General features: G+C 48.7%; 14 protein-coding genes and 1 tRNA gene. 13 read left to right on the top strand and 2 right to left on the bottom strand.

The window, feature by feature from the left end; genetic code table 11:
* Positions 1-2: 2 nt before the first annotated feature.
* Both leuD and TDIS_RS00520 read left to right on the top strand, forming a co-directional pair.
* Entirely contained in the window at positions 3-518 is a 516-nt protein-coding gene (gene leuD / locus TDIS_RS00525) for a 3-isopropylmalate dehydratase small subunit (protein ID WP_068668213.1), read from the top strand.
* A gap of 39 nt (positions 519-557) precedes the next feature.
* Positions 558-631 (top strand) — tRNA-Arg (locus TDIS_RS00520).
* Between the two features lie 161 nt (positions 632-792).
* Here TDIS_RS00520 and gltX read toward each other — a convergent pair.
* A complete protein-coding gene (gene gltX, locus TDIS_RS00515; protein ID WP_068668211.1) occupies positions 793-2190 on the bottom strand; it encodes a glutamate--tRNA ligase in 1398 nt (465 codons plus the stop codon).
* Positions 2191-2198: 8 nt separating this feature from the next.
* On the bottom strand, positions 2199-3002 hold the full coding sequence (gene amrB / locus TDIS_RS00510; RefSeq protein ID WP_068668209.1) for an AmmeMemoRadiSam system protein B: 804 nt from the start codon (positions 3000-3002) through the stop codon (positions 2199-2201).
* Between the two features lie 109 nt (positions 3003-3111).
* Between amrB and TDIS_RS00505 the strand changes: the two genes are divergently transcribed.
* From TDIS_RS00505 to atpD, 11 genes are all read left to right on the top strand, one after another.
* A complete protein-coding gene (locus TDIS_RS00505; RefSeq protein ID WP_068668207.1) occupies positions 3112-4143 on the top strand; it encodes a rod shape-determining protein in 1032 nt (343 codons plus the stop codon).
* A gap of 137 nt (positions 4144-4280) precedes the next feature.
* The gene (gene mreC / locus TDIS_RS00500) at positions 4281-4988 is read left to right on the top strand and encodes a rod shape-determining protein MreC (protein WP_161939447.1); all 708 of its coding nucleotides are present in this window, start codon (positions 4281-4283) and stop codon (positions 4986-4988) included.
* Positions 4989-5044: 56 nt separating this feature from the next.
* The gene (locus TDIS_RS00495; protein WP_153303708.1) at positions 5045-5449 is read left to right on the top strand and encodes a hypothetical protein; all 405 of its coding nucleotides are present in this window, start codon (positions 5045-5047) and stop codon (positions 5447-5449) included.
* Positions 5450-7273, top strand: a complete 1824-nt coding sequence (mrdA, locus tag TDIS_RS00490; RefSeq protein ID WP_084270870.1) for a penicillin-binding protein 2 — start codon at positions 5450-5452, stop codon at positions 7271-7273.
* Positions 7270-8340: an FtsW/RodA/SpoVE family cell cycle protein gene (locus tag TDIS_RS00485; RefSeq protein WP_068668201.1), complete on the top strand. Its 1071-nt coding sequence runs from the start codon at positions 7270-7272 to the stop codon at positions 8338-8340. Before mrdA ends, TDIS_RS00485 begins: the two co-directional genes overlap by 4 nt.
* A 97-nt stretch (positions 8341-8437) precedes the next feature.
* Complete coding sequence (locus TDIS_RS00480) at positions 8438-8863, top strand: F0F1 ATP synthase subunit B family protein (protein WP_068668199.1); 426 nt, start codon at positions 8438-8440, stop codon at positions 8861-8863.
* Positions 8860-9555, top strand: coding sequence for a F0F1 ATP synthase subunit B (gene atpF, locus TDIS_RS00475; protein WP_068668197.1), 696 nt, complete (start codon positions 8860-8862; stop codon positions 9553-9555). The genes TDIS_RS00480 and atpF overlap by 4 nt, the downstream gene beginning before the upstream one ends.
* The gene (atpH, locus tag TDIS_RS00470; protein WP_068668195.1) at positions 9552-10103 is read left to right on the top strand and encodes an ATP synthase F1 subunit delta; all 552 of its coding nucleotides are present in this window, start codon (positions 9552-9554) and stop codon (positions 10101-10103) included. Before atpF ends, atpH begins: the two co-directional genes overlap by 4 nt.
* A gap of 1 nt (position 10104) precedes the next feature.
* Complete coding sequence (gene atpA, locus TDIS_RS00465) at positions 10105-11646, top strand: F0F1 ATP synthase subunit alpha (RefSeq protein WP_068668193.1); 1542 nt, start codon at positions 10105-10107, stop codon at positions 11644-11646.
* A gap of 11 nt (positions 11647-11657) precedes the next feature.
* The gene (gene atpG / locus TDIS_RS00460; RefSeq protein WP_068668191.1) at positions 11658-12533 is read left to right on the top strand and encodes an ATP synthase F1 subunit gamma; all 876 of its coding nucleotides are present in this window, start codon (positions 11658-11660) and stop codon (positions 12531-12533) included.
* Between the two features lie 33 nt (positions 12534-12566).
* On the top strand, positions 12567-14027 hold the full coding sequence (atpD, locus tag TDIS_RS00455) for a F0F1 ATP synthase subunit beta (protein ID WP_068668188.1): 1461 nt from the start codon (positions 12567-12569) through the stop codon (positions 14025-14027).

Raw genomic sequence — 14027 nt, 5'->3', positions numbered from 1 at the left:
TCATGGCTGCTATCCGAGGAAAAGCCTTTAAATTCGGAGATAATGTGGATACGGATGTTATTATCCCGGCCCGTTACTTAAATACTACTGACCCTAAGGAACTAGCCAAACACTGTATGGAGGATGCCGATCCCGAATTTGTCAAAAAGGTCAATCCCGGAGACATCATCGTGGCCGGGAAAAACTTCGGTTGCGGTTCTTCTCGGGAACACGCTCCGGTGGCCATCAAGGCCTGTGGAGTGGCTTGTGTGATTGCCGAAAGTTTTGCCCGCATCTTCTATCGCAACGCCTTCAACACCGGTCTTTTGATATTGGAGAGTACCGAGGCCAGCCGGGATATCGAAGAGGGTGATGAGATCGAAGTGGACCCTGAGGCGGGCGAGATCCGTAATCTCACCAAGGGCAAGGTGTATAAGGTACGGCCTCTTCCACCTTTTATGCAGGAGCTCATTCGGGACGGAGGACTGATTCCTCATCTCATCTGCAAATACCGTAACGCTCGACTTGAAGACGGCTAGTTGACAGGTTGGGGAGGACTTTTAAAATTTGAGGAAGAAGGGCGCGTAGCTCAGTCGGATAGAGCGTTGGCCTCCGGAGCCAGAGGTCGTGGGTTCGAATCCCGCCGCGCCCTCTATTTTTTGGCCTTTCTTTTCTTCTTGGAAGCTCTCTGATCCAGAGAGCAGGAAGTTTGAGACATTCAGGTAGGAACTCCCATTTTTGGCAATAGCACTTTGTTCAAGAAGATCCAAAAGAGAAGGATCAAGAGAATTATTAGTAGATCGGTCATAGGATCTAGGCCTCCTTTATGTAGTTCAGAGCTTGTTTGAGACGCTTCAATACGCGATCCCTTCCCAAAATGCGCATAATTTCAAAAAGCCCCGGGCTTACGGTTTTGCCGGTCAAAGCCACCCGTACCGGCTGAGCGATCTTTTTGAGCTTAAGCCCTAGTTCTTCGGCTAACCCTCGGAAGAGCTTCTCCAAGGCCTCGTCCTCAAACTCGACTTTCGCAAGTTCTTGGAGGAGCCTCTCAAACACCGGTACAATTTCTGGAGTGAGAAACTTCTGAGCGGCTTTAGGATCGTACGAGATTTCCTCCACTAGATAAAACCGCATCATCTCCGCGGCCTCAAGAAGGGTTCGAGCCCGGGGTTTGACGGTCTCAAGGGCCTGGAGGAGATACTCCTTTTCGGGGATGGGCAACCCAAGCTTGGTGATGAAGGGCTTTATTTCTTCGGCAAGTTCCTCCGTGGGGGTGGCCCGGAGCCAGTGGGCGTTCAGAGCCAGAAATTTTTCGGGGTCGAACCGGGCCGCGGATTTGCTCACCCTGGAAAGATCGAACTTTTCGATCATCTCCTCTAAGGTAAAGATTTCCTGGTCTCCGTACGACCAGCCCAGACGCACGAGATAGTTTCGCAGGGCTTGGGGAAGGTATCCTTCCTCCCGATAGGCCAAGATAGAGAGAGCTCCGTGGCGTTTGGAAAGCCGAGTGCCGTCCGGACCCAGGATCATGGGTACGTGGGCGAATTTTGGAGGTTCGGCCCCTAGGGCCTTGTAGAGGAGAATTTGCTTGGGGGTGTTTGAGAGGTGATCGTCTCCCCGGATGACATGCGTGATGCCCATGGTGAGATCGTCCACCACGACTGCAAATTGATAAGTGGGGGTACCGTCGCTTCTTACTAGGATGAAGTCGTCGAGCTCTTGATGGTCAAAGGCCACTGCTCCCCGGATAAGGTCTTCCACCACCGTGGTCCCCACGGGGGGAATTTTTAAACGCAGAACCCGTCCTGGACCAGGGGGGAGATCCTTTTCCCGGCAGGTACCATCGTATTTGGGTTTACGTCCTGCGGCCAAGGCCTCCTTACGTTTGCGTTCGAGTTCATCGGGGGAGCACTCGCAGTAATAGGCCTTGCCCTCCTCGTAAAGCCTACGGGCATATTCCCTATAGATCTCGAGGCGCTGAGATTGGAAGTAGGGACCTTCATCCCAATAAAGACCAAGCCACTCCAGGGCCTCCCGGATGGAGTCCACATATTCCTGCCGGGAGCGCTCCCGGTCGGTGTCCTCAAAACGGAGGACGAAGAGCCCTCCGTGGTGTCTGGCAAATAGCCAGTTAAAAAGGGCCGTGCGAGCCCCTCCTAGGTGAAGATGTCCCGTGGGACTGGGTGGAAAACGGGTCTTGATTTTGTTCATGGTACCCTCTACCACATCAGAATTCCACCGTAGCCTACCACCTGAGCGTAGTCTCCGGAGACCTCTCCGGAGGTGGCGTATTTTACCAGTTCGGCTTGCGAAGCGTCTAGATGGCGGGCTGCTTCTATAGTCACCGCCGTGGGAATGACACCACACATACTGATGTTCTCGCGGAAGACCACCTCAAGTAGCCCTTTGGTATCAAACGCAAGGATGCGTTCAATGGCTAGGCGATCCTTGGCCCGGGCTACCTCGTCTGGGACGTAATGACTGAAATCTGTACTGGCTACAATGGTTATCCTTCGAGGGTGGTTCGCTATCACTTCCGCCAGGGCCCGTCCTAAAGTGGCCATCTCTTCATAGTCAAGCCTCGAAAGACAGATAGGAACCAGGCTTATCGATGGATTTAAATACTGCAGAAAAGGGACTTGGACCTCTAATGAATGTTCATAGAGATGAGCCAGGGCGTCTTCTCGAAGGAAGGGGACCTTCTGAAGCAGAGCTTCGGCCAGCGAGGCCTCAATAGGGGCCTCTCCCAAAGGAGTGAGGAAGGTCCCGTAGGGCAGGATGGCGGCTGCCTGCCCAAGGCCGGTATGATTAGGCCCGATAACCACTGCTACTTCTGGAGGTACAAGGCGACCGTAAACCGCACCGGCTACATGGCCCGAATACATGTAACCGGCGTGTGGGGCCACTACGGCCTTGGCCTCTACCTTGGGTTCCTTCTCCACAATTAGGCGGGAGAGCTCTAGCCGGAGAGTTTCGGGATCATTGCTATAAAACTGACCTGCTACCGCCGGCTCTCGGATCATATCTAAAACATAATGGGAGTTTGGGCTTACGTAAAGGCGTTCTTCTTGTCAGTATGGGGTTTAATTGCTAAGGTTAAGAGCGGAAGATTCTCAGACTCAGGGGTCTGGAATGTTTAAGTTTCTTTTCGGTGCTTTCTCTATGGATATGGCCGTAGATCTTGGGACGGCCAATACTCTTATTTATGTAAAAGGCAAAGGTATCGTCCTTCGCGAACCTTCGGTGGTGGCGGTCAAGGAAGACGGTCGATACAAAAAGGTGTTGGCCGTTGGCGAAGAGGCCAAGCGAATGCTTGGTCGGACTCCCGGCAATATTAAAGCCATTCGCCCTTTGAAGGAAGGTGTGATCGCAGATTTTGAGGTCGCGGAGGCCATGCTCCGTTATTTTATCCAGAAGATTCATAATCGCCGTTTTTTGGTTAGACCCAGGGTCATTATCGGTATCCCTTCCAGGACTACCCAGGTTGAAAGGCGGGCCGTGAAGGAGAGTGCCGAAAGTGCCGGAGCCAGAGAGGTTTATCTCATCGAGGAACCCATGGCAGCGGCTATTGGGGCCGGCCTTCCTATCACTGAACCCACCGCCAGTATGGTTGTGGATATCGGAGGAGGGACCACCGAGATTGCCGTTATTTCTTTAGCAGGAATAGTGTATAGCAACACCGTGAAGGTGGCTGGAGATAAGATGGATGAAGCTATTATGCAATATATAAAACGACAATACAATCTGCTTATAGGAGAATCTACAGCCGAGCAGATCAAGATCAAAATTGGGAACGTTTTACCTGAACCTCCGTATGAAACCATGCAAATAAAGGGGCGGGACTTAATAAGTGGTATTCCTAAAACCATTACGGTTTCTTCAGATGAGATCAAGGATGCCATTGATGAAAATATCCAAGTGATCGTGAGGTCCATAAAGGAAGCTCTGGAGCAAACTCCTCCCGAACTTGCGGCCGATATCGTAGATAGAGGTATTGTCCTTACTGGGGGAGGGGCTCTGCTTAAAAATCTTGATAAACTGATTCGAGAGGAAACCCAACTCCCGGTAATGGTAGCTGAAGATCCGCTTTGCTCAGTAGTTTTGGGGTGTGGAAAGGCCCTTGACAATATAGAGGTTCTCAAAGAACTGATGTTTACTGGTTAAAAGTGCTTCCATCGGGTTTTAAGAGTCTTTGTTTTTATCTTTTTTTAGTTCTTTTGGTCGGCTTATTTTTCGTCTCTATCATCTTTAACTTCCGTATACCTTTTGTCTCAAAAATTTTCTTGGGAGCCCTTTCCCCGGTGATAAAAGCCTCTTCAGGGTTGGGAGAGGGGTTAAGAAGGGGTTTCGAGAAGTATGTTTACCTTGTGAAGCTTAAGGAGGAAAATCAAAGACTAAAACTAGAAAATGAAGCCTTAAGGACACGCCTGACACGTCTAGAAGAAACCCTCTTCCTTTGCAAAGCCCTTGATAAGGGAGATAAGTCTCCTCTTTTGAAGACTTATCCCAAAATCCTTGCCAAAGTCATATATAAGCCTTTCGAACCTTTTGAGAATTATTTGATTATAGATAAGGGGAAAGATGTTGGGGTTTCTCCTGAAATGCCAGTGGTTTCTGCTGTCGGAGGGGAAATTGGGGTTTTGGTGGGGCAAGTGGCAGAAGTCTCTTCTAAATATGCCAAGATCTTGCCCATTACGGCTCCGGTAAGTGCGGTGGATGTGCTTTCCGTTCGCTCTCGAGAAAGAGGACTTTTGCGCGGGCGGGGAAAGGAAGAGACTTGCCTTTTGGATTATGTGCCCTATGGGATGGACATTAGAGAGGGGGACATCTTAGTGACCTCCGGAATGGATGCCCTCTACCCCAAAGGGATCCGGGTGGGGCAAGTGGTAAGGATTTCTCCGGAGAAGAGACAAGGATTCTTTGAGACGATAGAAGTTGAACCTTTTTGTGATTTTAGAAGGCTGGAATATGTATACGTGATCCTTACATATAGGGATTTCAAACCTTGATATACCTTCTTCTAATTGGAGTCCTGATTTTTAAGGTTTTCTTAGAGAGTTTTACTTTGAGATATTGGGGGGATCCTTTCTTGGCTCTGGCCTTAGCTTTTAGTCTTGAACTTTCTGGAAGAAGTCGCAATATTTTTTGGATCCTGGTAGGCTTAATAGAGGGTTTTTTTAGTCTCTCGGGAATTTTAGGAGGATTCCTTTCCGGGAGTTTAGTAGCTTATTTGCAAGCTATTCTGGCCAGAGGTCTAGATTTTTCTTTATGGTATCCTTCTCTCTTGGCTTTGGGAATTAGCCTTTTCTTCTTTAGATTCATATTGTATCTCCTTTTCCCTTATTTGATGGAAATTTCTTTGCCTACCAATTGGCTTAGTCTTTTAATATGGGATTTAGGGGTAACCTACGCCTGGGCGATGCTTTTTCGTTTTTTGATTCAGAAATACAAAGCCTTCAGGGAGCTCTAGTTGGTAGATAGACGGGATAGAGAAGAAATTTTTCAAAAAAGAGTTGTTTGGGCTGGTTATGTCTTCTTTTTTTTCTTTTTGATTTTGCTTTTTAAGCTTATTTATATCCAGATCTTGAGGCATGACTATTTTTGGAAGTTAGCTCAGCAGAGGACGTTTGTTCGCGTAGCAGTGCCGGCTCCCCGAGGACGAATCTATGATTACAAGGGCGTACTCTTGGCCGGCAATCGTCCTTCTTTCAATCTTTATTTGGACCCTTTTTATCTCAAAGGTCGAGAAGACAAGATTCTCAAGCTTTTGGCCGACCTACTGGAGGAAGATTATAGCAAGCTAAAGGAGGAATATCTTTTTAAGAAGAGACGGGCTTACGGAGAAATTCTTTTAAGACGAGGTCTAGATAGGAATACGGTAGCTCGGCTTGAGGCTAGGAGATATTACCTTCCCGGCCTTAAACTAGTGGCCCAACCGGAGCGTTTTTATCCCTTTGGGAGGGAATTTTTCCATTTGGTAGGCTATGTTTCTCCTATTACTCAAGAGGAACTGAAACGCTTAAAAAATGAGGGCTATGATAGCAAAGATTTCTTGGGGCGAAGCGGTCTTGAAAAACTCTTTGAGGCTGAGCTTCGAGGCCAAAAGGGGGAGCTTGAGCTTGAAAGGGATGCCTTCGGGCGAATAGTCAAAGTAGTGGGAGAGCGTTTGCCGATTCCTGGTAAAGATCTCTATTTAACCATTGATAGCTTGTTACAGAGGGAAGTTTTTAGATTTTTGGAAGGCCGATCAGGGGCCGTTGTTATTCTTTCGCCAAAAGATGGAAGCCTTAAGGCTTTAGTGAGTTCTCCTGCCCCGGACGCCAATAAATTTGTAGGTGGTTTTACTTCTTTGGAGTGGAAGGAACTCGTCTCAAATCCCAGACACCCTCTCTTAAATAAAGCCCTTCAAGGCTACCATCCTGGTTCCACCTTCAAGCCTGTAACCGCTCTTGCGGCTTTAAAGGCCGGGCTCGTTAATCCAGAGGAGAGCATTTACTGTCCCGGTTTCTATAAGCTGGGTCGTAGGGTCTTTAGATGCTGGCAAAAGCGGGGACACGGGAAGGTGGCCCTAATTCAGGCTCTAGCCCAATCCTGTGATACCTATTTTTATGTTCTGGGAGAAAGACTCGATATCGATTATTTGGCCGATTTTGCTCGGGCTTGCGGGTTTGGGAAGCCATCAGGACTCGGTTTGCCAGGCGAAGATCCTGGTATCGTCCCGGATAGAGATTGGAAAAGGCGGGTTTTAGGGAGTCCGTGGCAGAAAGGTGAAAATCTAATAGTAGCTATAGGTCAGGGAGCCCTCGAGGTGAATTTAGTACAGTTGAGTAAATTTTATGCGGCCTTGGCTAATGGGGGGAGGCTTTTGAGACCTTACGTTGTGGCTCGCTTGGCAAGTTCGGATGGCTATGAAGCCAAAGACTTTGGTCCTTTGATGGAAGCTACTCTTCCGGTTTCGCCTGAATTTATTGCTGAGGTTCGCAAAGGGCTGATAGAGGCGGTCAATGGCAGGCATGGTACCGGCAGGGCGGCTAAACTTAAAAGAATTGTAGTGGCCGGAAAAACGGGAACCGCTCAGGTGGTTAGACTCAAAAAAGACAAAACTAAGAAAGAAAAAGAAGACGGAATTCCTTATGAAGAAAGGGATCACGCCTGGTTCGTGGCCTTTGCGCCAGCGGAAGATCCAGAAATAGTGGTGGGGGTCTTTGTAGAACACGGAGGTCACGGGGGTTCAGCTGCGGCTCCTATTGCGGGGAGGATTTTAAAGACCTATTTCTTGGGGGCTACCCCATGAGGATTAAAATCTGGTTCTACGATTGGCCATTTTTTTTCGCTCTAGTTTTACTGATGGTGGCAGGCCTGGTTAATCAGATGAGTGCCGGAGGCCAGGCTCTATTTTTGCGGCAGTCTCTCTGGATGGGAGGAGGGCTTTTGCTTTTTAGCGTCTTTTGGTGGCTTGATTACCATAAGATTCTTACCTTTCAACGGATTTTAGGACTTTATTTGGGGTTTTTAGGTCTTCTTTTGTTTATGGCTCTTCAACACAAAAGATGGGTCTATTTCGGTGGTTTTAGTCTTCAGCCTTCGGAGTTTGCCAAACCTTTAATAGTAGCCCTTTTAGCCTCTCTTTTCTCAGAAAATCGAGAAGAGATTATTTCGCCATCGCTTTTGGGGATTTCATTGGCTTTGGTTTTAATTCCCGTTCTCTTGATTGCCGTTACGGATCTAGATCAGGCCTTTCTCTTATTGGTTATTGCGGCTACGGTGATTTTGTTTGCAGGTATCTCCAAGAGAATATTGATAGGCATACTGATTTTAGGGATGATGAGCTTCCTCGTTATAGGTCCCTTGGTGTGGAAACAGCTTAAGCCCTACCAAAAGGCCAGGCTAGAAGCCTTTCTAAAACCCGGAAAGACCCATAAGCGCTGGTCTTATCAAACCAGGCAGGCTTTAATTGCCTTGGGCTCAGGGGGACTTACCGGCCAGGGTTTTAAACAAGGCTTGTCGTCTAAACTCCATTATCTTCCTGCTAAGCATACCGATTTGGCCTTCGCCGTTTGGGGAGAAGAATGGGGATTTGTGGGCTCAATGGTGGTGGTATCTCTATTTGCTCTTTTGATAGGTTGCAATTTGAAAGCCGCTTATTCCGCTAAGGATATGTTAGGTAGATTTTTGGCCTTTGGATGTGGAGCTACTCTCTTTTGGGAAGTTTTTTTCAATCTTGCAGGAGTAGTGCGTCTTCTTCCGGCGGCAAGCCTGCCTCTGCCCTTTCTAAGTTACGGAGGTTCCTCGGTCTTTGCCAATATGATTATGTTAGGATTTGCGGCTTCCGTAATGAGAAGGCGCTTTTCTTTTCTATAATCAAGATTTTTTACTGAAGATTTGCCTTGACATAAAAGGTGCTTTGAGCTAAAAGCTAGTTTGATTTATGTAAAAGACTAGGGAGGCCGGGTAGGAAATGCTTAATTTTGATATTACGTTATGGATTACCATTATTGAGGCTCTCGTCCTCACCTTCATTTTGAACGCCATCCTTATTCGTCCCATCATGCAAACTATAGAGGGTAGAAAATCGCGTTTTGATACTCTTAAAAGTGAAATTGATAGGCTCTCGCGAGAAGTGGAGGAGGCTTTAAAGGAATATGAAAAAAGTCTGGCCGAGGCTCATTCTCGGGCACAGGCTGAAAGGGAGGCCTTGAAGGCTCAGGCTCGTGAGGAGGAACGCAAGATTCTTGGAGAGGCCGCCAAAGAGGCCGAAGCTTATAAGGAGAAGGTCCTTTCGGAAGTGAAGGCTCAGTTTGAGAGTGTGCGCAAGCAGCTGTCTGAGGAAGTGGCGGTGTTTTCAAAGGCTATGGCGGAGAAGGTCTTGGGGAGGCCGCTATGAGGAAGATGGTGATAGTGTTGTATATTTTGGCTTTTTTGGGGATGGTTCTCCCTTTGGGGTCTGGTCTTGGGAAGTTTGATGTTAGGGGTCAGGGTTTATTGGTTTGGGCGGCTGAGTCTTCAGGGGGAGAATCTCATGGAATGCATGAGGCTGTAGGTGCGGCTCATTCTGGAGAAGGGCACGGAGTTTCTGAAGAGACTGGGATTTCTCCTAAGCAATGGAAGAATCTTCTTTGGTGGACGGTTAACTTTTTGGTTCTGGTAGCTATTCTGTATAAGTTTGGTAAGGATCCGCTTGTCAATATTTTTCGTTCTCGGAGGGAAACGATCCTCAATGAATATGAGGATCTGATGGCTAAAAAGAGGGAGGCGGAGAAGCGTTATGCTGAACTTCAGGAGAAGTTGAAGGGGCTTGAGGCCGAGGCTCAGCGTTTGATGGAGGCTTTTAGGGAGCAGGGTGAGAGGGAAAAAGAGAGGATAATTGCTGAAGCCAAAAAGAATGCTGAGCGTATAAAGCAGCAGGCGGAGTTTTATATTCAGCAGGAAGTGAACAGGGTTAAGGCAGAACTTCGGAAGGAAGTGGCTGAGATGGCGGTAAAGATGGCCGAAGAGCTTATTCGTAAAAATATCACGATCGAAGATCACAAGCGTTTGTTTAATGAATTTATAGAAAAGGTGGAGAGGGTACATTGATTAGGACCATCGTAGCTCAAAAGTATGCCAGGGGTCTTTTTGCGGTAGGTCAGGAAAGGGATCGGTTTAAGGAGTATGGGGAGGAGTTGAAACGGGTAGGAGATTTTCTCTCCTCCCAGCCTGAGATTTTGGAGGTCTTGCAAAGTCCCATTTATCCTCCGGATCTCAAGATGGAAATCGTGGAGGAAATCATAAAAGGCCTCTCGCTAGATGAAGAAGTGGCTCGCTTTTTGAAGCTTTTGGTGGAAAAGAAGAGGATTCAATTCATTGCCGAGATTATTGAAGCTTATGATGAGCTGATGGATGAGACGTTGGGTATAGCTAGGGCAGAGGTTCAGGCGGCGTTCGATTTGGAGGAGGAGGATAAACAAAGACTTGCGGAAATTTTGAAGAAATTAGTAGGCAAGGAGATTAAGCTTCGGGTTGTGAAGATGCCTGAGCTTATTGGAGGTATAATTGTGAGAGTAGGAGACCTGGTTCTGGATGGAAGTGTCCGGAGCCAGTTAGAGTCTTTTAGAGAATCTATAATAAAGGGAGAGGTGGCCTAATATGCAGGGGATTAGAGCCGAGGAAATTAGTGATCTGATTAAAAAGAAGATAGAGGAGTATGAGAAGAAAGTTGACCTCAATGAGATGGGGGTCGTTATCTCGGTGGGTGATGGCGTGGCCCGGGTATACGGTCTCAGAAATTGTCAGGCTATGGAATTGATCGAATTCCCGGGTGGAGAGATGGGGATCGCCCTCAATCTGGAGTTCGATAATGTGGGGGTCCCCATCATGGGAGATGCTACCAAAATCAAGGAAGGGGATATTGCGAAACGTACAGGGCGTATTGCTGAAGTTCCGGTAGGAGAGGCTGTGATTGGACGGGTGGTGGACCCCCTTGGTCGGCCGCTTGATGGCAAGGGGCCTATTGAAGCCAAAGAATATCGTCGAATCGAGGTCAAGGCACCGGGTATTATTGTTCGTCGTCCGGTGCATGAACCTATGTATACCGGCCTCAAAGCTATTGATGCCATGACTCCCATAGGGCGGGGTCAGCGTGAGTTAGTAATTGGTGACCGTCAAACTGGAAAGACGGCCATTTGTATCGATGCCATTTTGGCCCAGAAGGATACCGACGTTTATTGTATCTACGTGGCCGTAGGGCAGAAGAAGTCTACGGTGGCCCAGATTGTGGATACCCTAAGGCGGTATGGGGCCATGGAGTACACCACGGTGGTAGTGGCTTGCGCCTCTGATCCGGCTACCTTGCAGTATATCGCTCCTTATTCCGGATGTGCGATGGGAGAGTACTTCCGAGATACTGGTCGTCACGCCCTCATTATCTACGATGACCTTTCCAAGCAGGCTAATGCCTACCGTGAGGTTTCGCTCCTTCTTAGGCGGCCTCCGGGACGTGAGGCCTATCCGGGTGACATCTTTTACAATCACTCCCGGCTGTTGGAGAGGGCTGCAAAATTGAATGAAGAGCATGGAGGCGGTTCTCTTACGGCGCTGCCTATTATTGAGACTCTTCAGGGAGACGTTTCGGCCTATATTCCTACCAACGTGATTTCTATTACGGATGGTCAGGTCTACCTTGAGCCCGGGCTTTTCTTTGCTGGTATTCGTCCGGCCATTAACGTTGGGCTTTCGGTTTCTCGAGTGGGTGGTGCGGCGCAGATCAAGGCTATGAAACAGGTGGCTGGACGGTTGAGGCTTGAGCTTGCGCAGTATCGTGAGCTGGCAGCCTTTGCCCAGTTTGGTTCTGAGCTTGATCGGGCCACCCAAAGGGTTCTTCACCGAGGAGCTCGTCTTACCGAGATTCTAAAGCAGCCTCAATATCAGCCCTTGCCGGTGGAAAAACAGGTATGTATTCTCTTTGCCGGAACCCGAGGGTATCTTGATGAGATGCCTCTCGATGTGCTTGCGGACTATGAACGGGAGCTTTACGAATTTATAGAGTCTAGGTATCCGGAGATTTACAAGGAGATCAAGGAGAAACAGGAAATCAGTCCTGAACTTGAAGAAAAGATGCACGCCGCTTTGAAAGAGTTTAATGAGGAGTTTAAGAAGAACCACAATGTCGAACCTGTACCGGTACCGTAAGGGGTAGGAAGATGCCGAACCTGAGAGATATTCGCCGCAAAATAGATGCTATTAAAAAGATCGGCCAAATTACTCGGGCTATGAATATGGTTGCCGCGGCTAAGCTCCGCGGGGCACAGGCTCGATTGGAGCAATTCCGTCCGTATGGTGAAAAATATCGAGAGGTAATCGAGGAGTTGGCTCGGAGCGGAGTGGTTTCGCCTTCGCAATTTCCTCTGATGGAATCTCGGGAGGTAAAGAATGTAGGGGTGGTTCTGGTTACCGCCGATCGTGGGCTCTGTGGCGCTTTCAATACCAATCTTATAAAAGAAACAGAGAAATTTATAGCTGAAAGGCACGAACAGGGGCAAGGGGTAAAACTTATTTGTGTGGGTAAGAAGGGGTACCAATACTTTGGGAGTCGAGCAGAGGTTCTAGAGGGTTTTACGGATATTATGGGAAAAGTTATGATGCAGGACGCTCGGACGGTAGCGCGACGAGTCATGGAGGCCTTTTTGGAACGCGAAATTGATGAGGCTTATCTGATTTACGGCTATTTTGTAAATGTTGTCCGTCAGGTGCCTAAACGGGAGAAGATTCTCCCAATAAGTTTTGAGGGAGGAGAGGGAGAAGAAAAGCCTTTACGCGGGGCACCTATCTATGAGCCTTCTCCCGAAGAGCTGTTGGATCAGATCCTCCCTATGTATGTAAACACCCGAGTATATGCTGCCATGCTTGAGACTGCGGTAAGTGAGCAGGCGGCCCGGATGACTGCTATGGATAATGCGAACCGGGCTTGTGGAGACATGGTAAGGGAGCTCACGCTGCTTTTTAATAAGACTAGGCAGGCCTCCATCACCAAAGAGTTGATGGACATTGTGGGTGGTGCGGAGGCCCTCAAGGGATAAAATGCCGTAAATTATTAAGGAGGAGTAAGCGATATGGCGGAAAAAAGAGTTATTGAGGTCGCTGGTCAAAAGATTGAAGTGACAGCGGTGGGTAAAATAGTGCAGGTCATGGGGCCGGTAGTGGACGTGGAATTTCCTCCTGGACAGGTTCCGGAGATCTTGGAGGCTCTGAGGGTGACTAATCCTGCCATTGACGATCGAGAGTGGAACTTAGTCTTGGAAGTCGCTCAGCAGCTTGGAGATAACGTGGTGAGAACTATCGCTATGGATACTACTGATGGTCTTTTCCGTGGCCAAGAGGTGGTGGCTACAGGCGCCCCTATTAAGGTTCCGGTAGGGAAGGCCACTTTGGGAAGGATTATGAACGTGGTGGGTGACGCGGTTGATGAGGCGGGGCCCATTAAGGCGGACACATTCTATCCTATTCACCGTCCGGCACCAGCTCTTACTGAGCAGGATGTAAATATTAGAGTGCTTGAGACCGGAATCAAGGTCTTTGATCTTCTTATTCCTTTCCCTCGAGGCGGAAAAATGGGGACCTTCGGTGGCGCGGGTGTGGGCAAGACGGTGGTCATGATGGAGATGATCCACAACATCGCTATGCAGCACGGAGGAATTTCGGTCTTCTGTGGAGTTGGTGAGCGGACCCGTGAAGGAAATGACCTCTATCTAGAGATGAAGCACTCCGGGGTTATTGATAAGGCCGCTCTGGTCTATGGACAGATGAACGAGCCACCGGGAGCCCGAGCTAGGGTAGGGCTCACAGGGGTTACGGTCGCGGAATATTTCCGTGATGAAGAAGGCCAGGACGTGCTCCTATTTATTGACAATATCTTCCGATTCACTCAGGCCGGTTCCGAGGTTTCGGCCCTTCTGGGACGAATTCCTTCGGCGGTGGGATATCAGCCTACCCTAGCTACGGACATTGGGGCTCTGCAGGAGCGAATTACTTCTACCACTAAAGGTTCTATTACCTCGGTCCAGTGTGTTTATGTGCCGGCGGACGACCTTACGGACCCGGCGCCGGCTACTACCTTCGCGCACCTCGATGGAACGGTGGTTCTTTCCCGTCAGATTGCGGAACTTGGAATTTATCCTGCGGTGGATCCTCTAGATTCTCAGTCTCGAATCCTTGATCCCAACGTTCTCGGTGAAGAACACTACCAAGTGGCTCGGCAGGTTCAGCAGGTTCTCCAGCGTTACAAGGATCTGCAAGATATCATAGCTATTTTGGGTATGGACGAGCTCTCAGAGGAGGACAAGGTTATCGTGGCTCGGGCCCGTCGAATTCAGAGGTTCCTATCACAGCCTTTCCACGTGGCCGAGCAGTTCACTGGAACTCCTGGACGTTACGTGAAGCTGGAAGACACGATTCGGGGCTTCAAGGAAATCCTAGAGGGTAAACACGACGATCTGCCAGAACAGGCCTTTTATATGGTAGGTTCCATTGAAGAGGCCGTAGAGAAAGCTAAACAGATGGCTGCCGGAGGTTAA

Source organism: Thermosulfurimonas dismutans, assembly GCF_001652585.1.
GTDB lineage: Bacteria > Desulfobacterota > Thermodesulfobacteria > Thermodesulfobacteriales > Thermodesulfobacteriaceae > Thermosulfurimonas > Thermosulfurimonas dismutans.
The sequence above is the reverse complement of the archived record's forward strand: the minus strand, read 5'-3'. Positions and strand labels throughout refer to the sequence as shown.

What these genes read in the sequence shown, in the direction of transcription:
- atpA (WP_068668193.1), top strand. Translation starts at nt 10,105, where the DNA reads ATGCAGGGGATTAGAGCCGAGGAAATTAGTGATCTGATTAAAAAGAAG.
- atpF (WP_068668197.1), top strand. Translation starts at nt 8,860, where the DNA reads ATGAGGAAGATGGTGATAGTGTTGTATATTTTGGCTTTTTTGGGGATG.
- atpG (WP_068668191.1), top strand. Translation starts at nt 11,658, where the DNA reads ATGCCGAACCTGAGAGATATTCGCCGCAAAATAGATGCTATTAAAAAG.
- amrB (WP_068668209.1), bottom strand. Translation starts at nt 3,002, where the DNA reads ATGATCCGAGAGCCGGCGGTAGCAGGTCAGTTTTATAGCAATGATCCC.
- atpD (WP_068668188.1), top strand. Translation starts at nt 12,567, where the DNA reads ATGGCGGAAAAAAGAGTTATTGAGGTCGCTGGTCAAAAGATTGAAGTG.
- TDIS_RS00485 (WP_068668201.1), top strand. Translation starts at nt 7,270, where the DNA reads ATGAGGATTAAAATCTGGTTCTACGATTGGCCATTTTTTTTCGCTCTA.
- TDIS_RS00505 (WP_068668207.1), top strand. Translation starts at nt 3,112, where the DNA reads ATGTTTAAGTTTCTTTTCGGTGCTTTCTCTATGGATATGGCCGTAGAT.
- TDIS_RS00480 (WP_068668199.1), top strand. Translation starts at nt 8,438, where the DNA reads ATGCTTAATTTTGATATTACGTTATGGATTACCATTATTGAGGCTCTC.
- leuD (WP_068668213.1), top strand. Translation starts at nt 3, where the DNA reads ATGGCTGCTATCCGAGGAAAAGCCTTTAAATTCGGAGATAATGTGGAT.
- gltX (WP_068668211.1), bottom strand. Translation starts at nt 2,190, where the DNA reads ATGAACAAAATCAAGACCCGTTTTCCACCCAGTCCCACGGGACATCTT.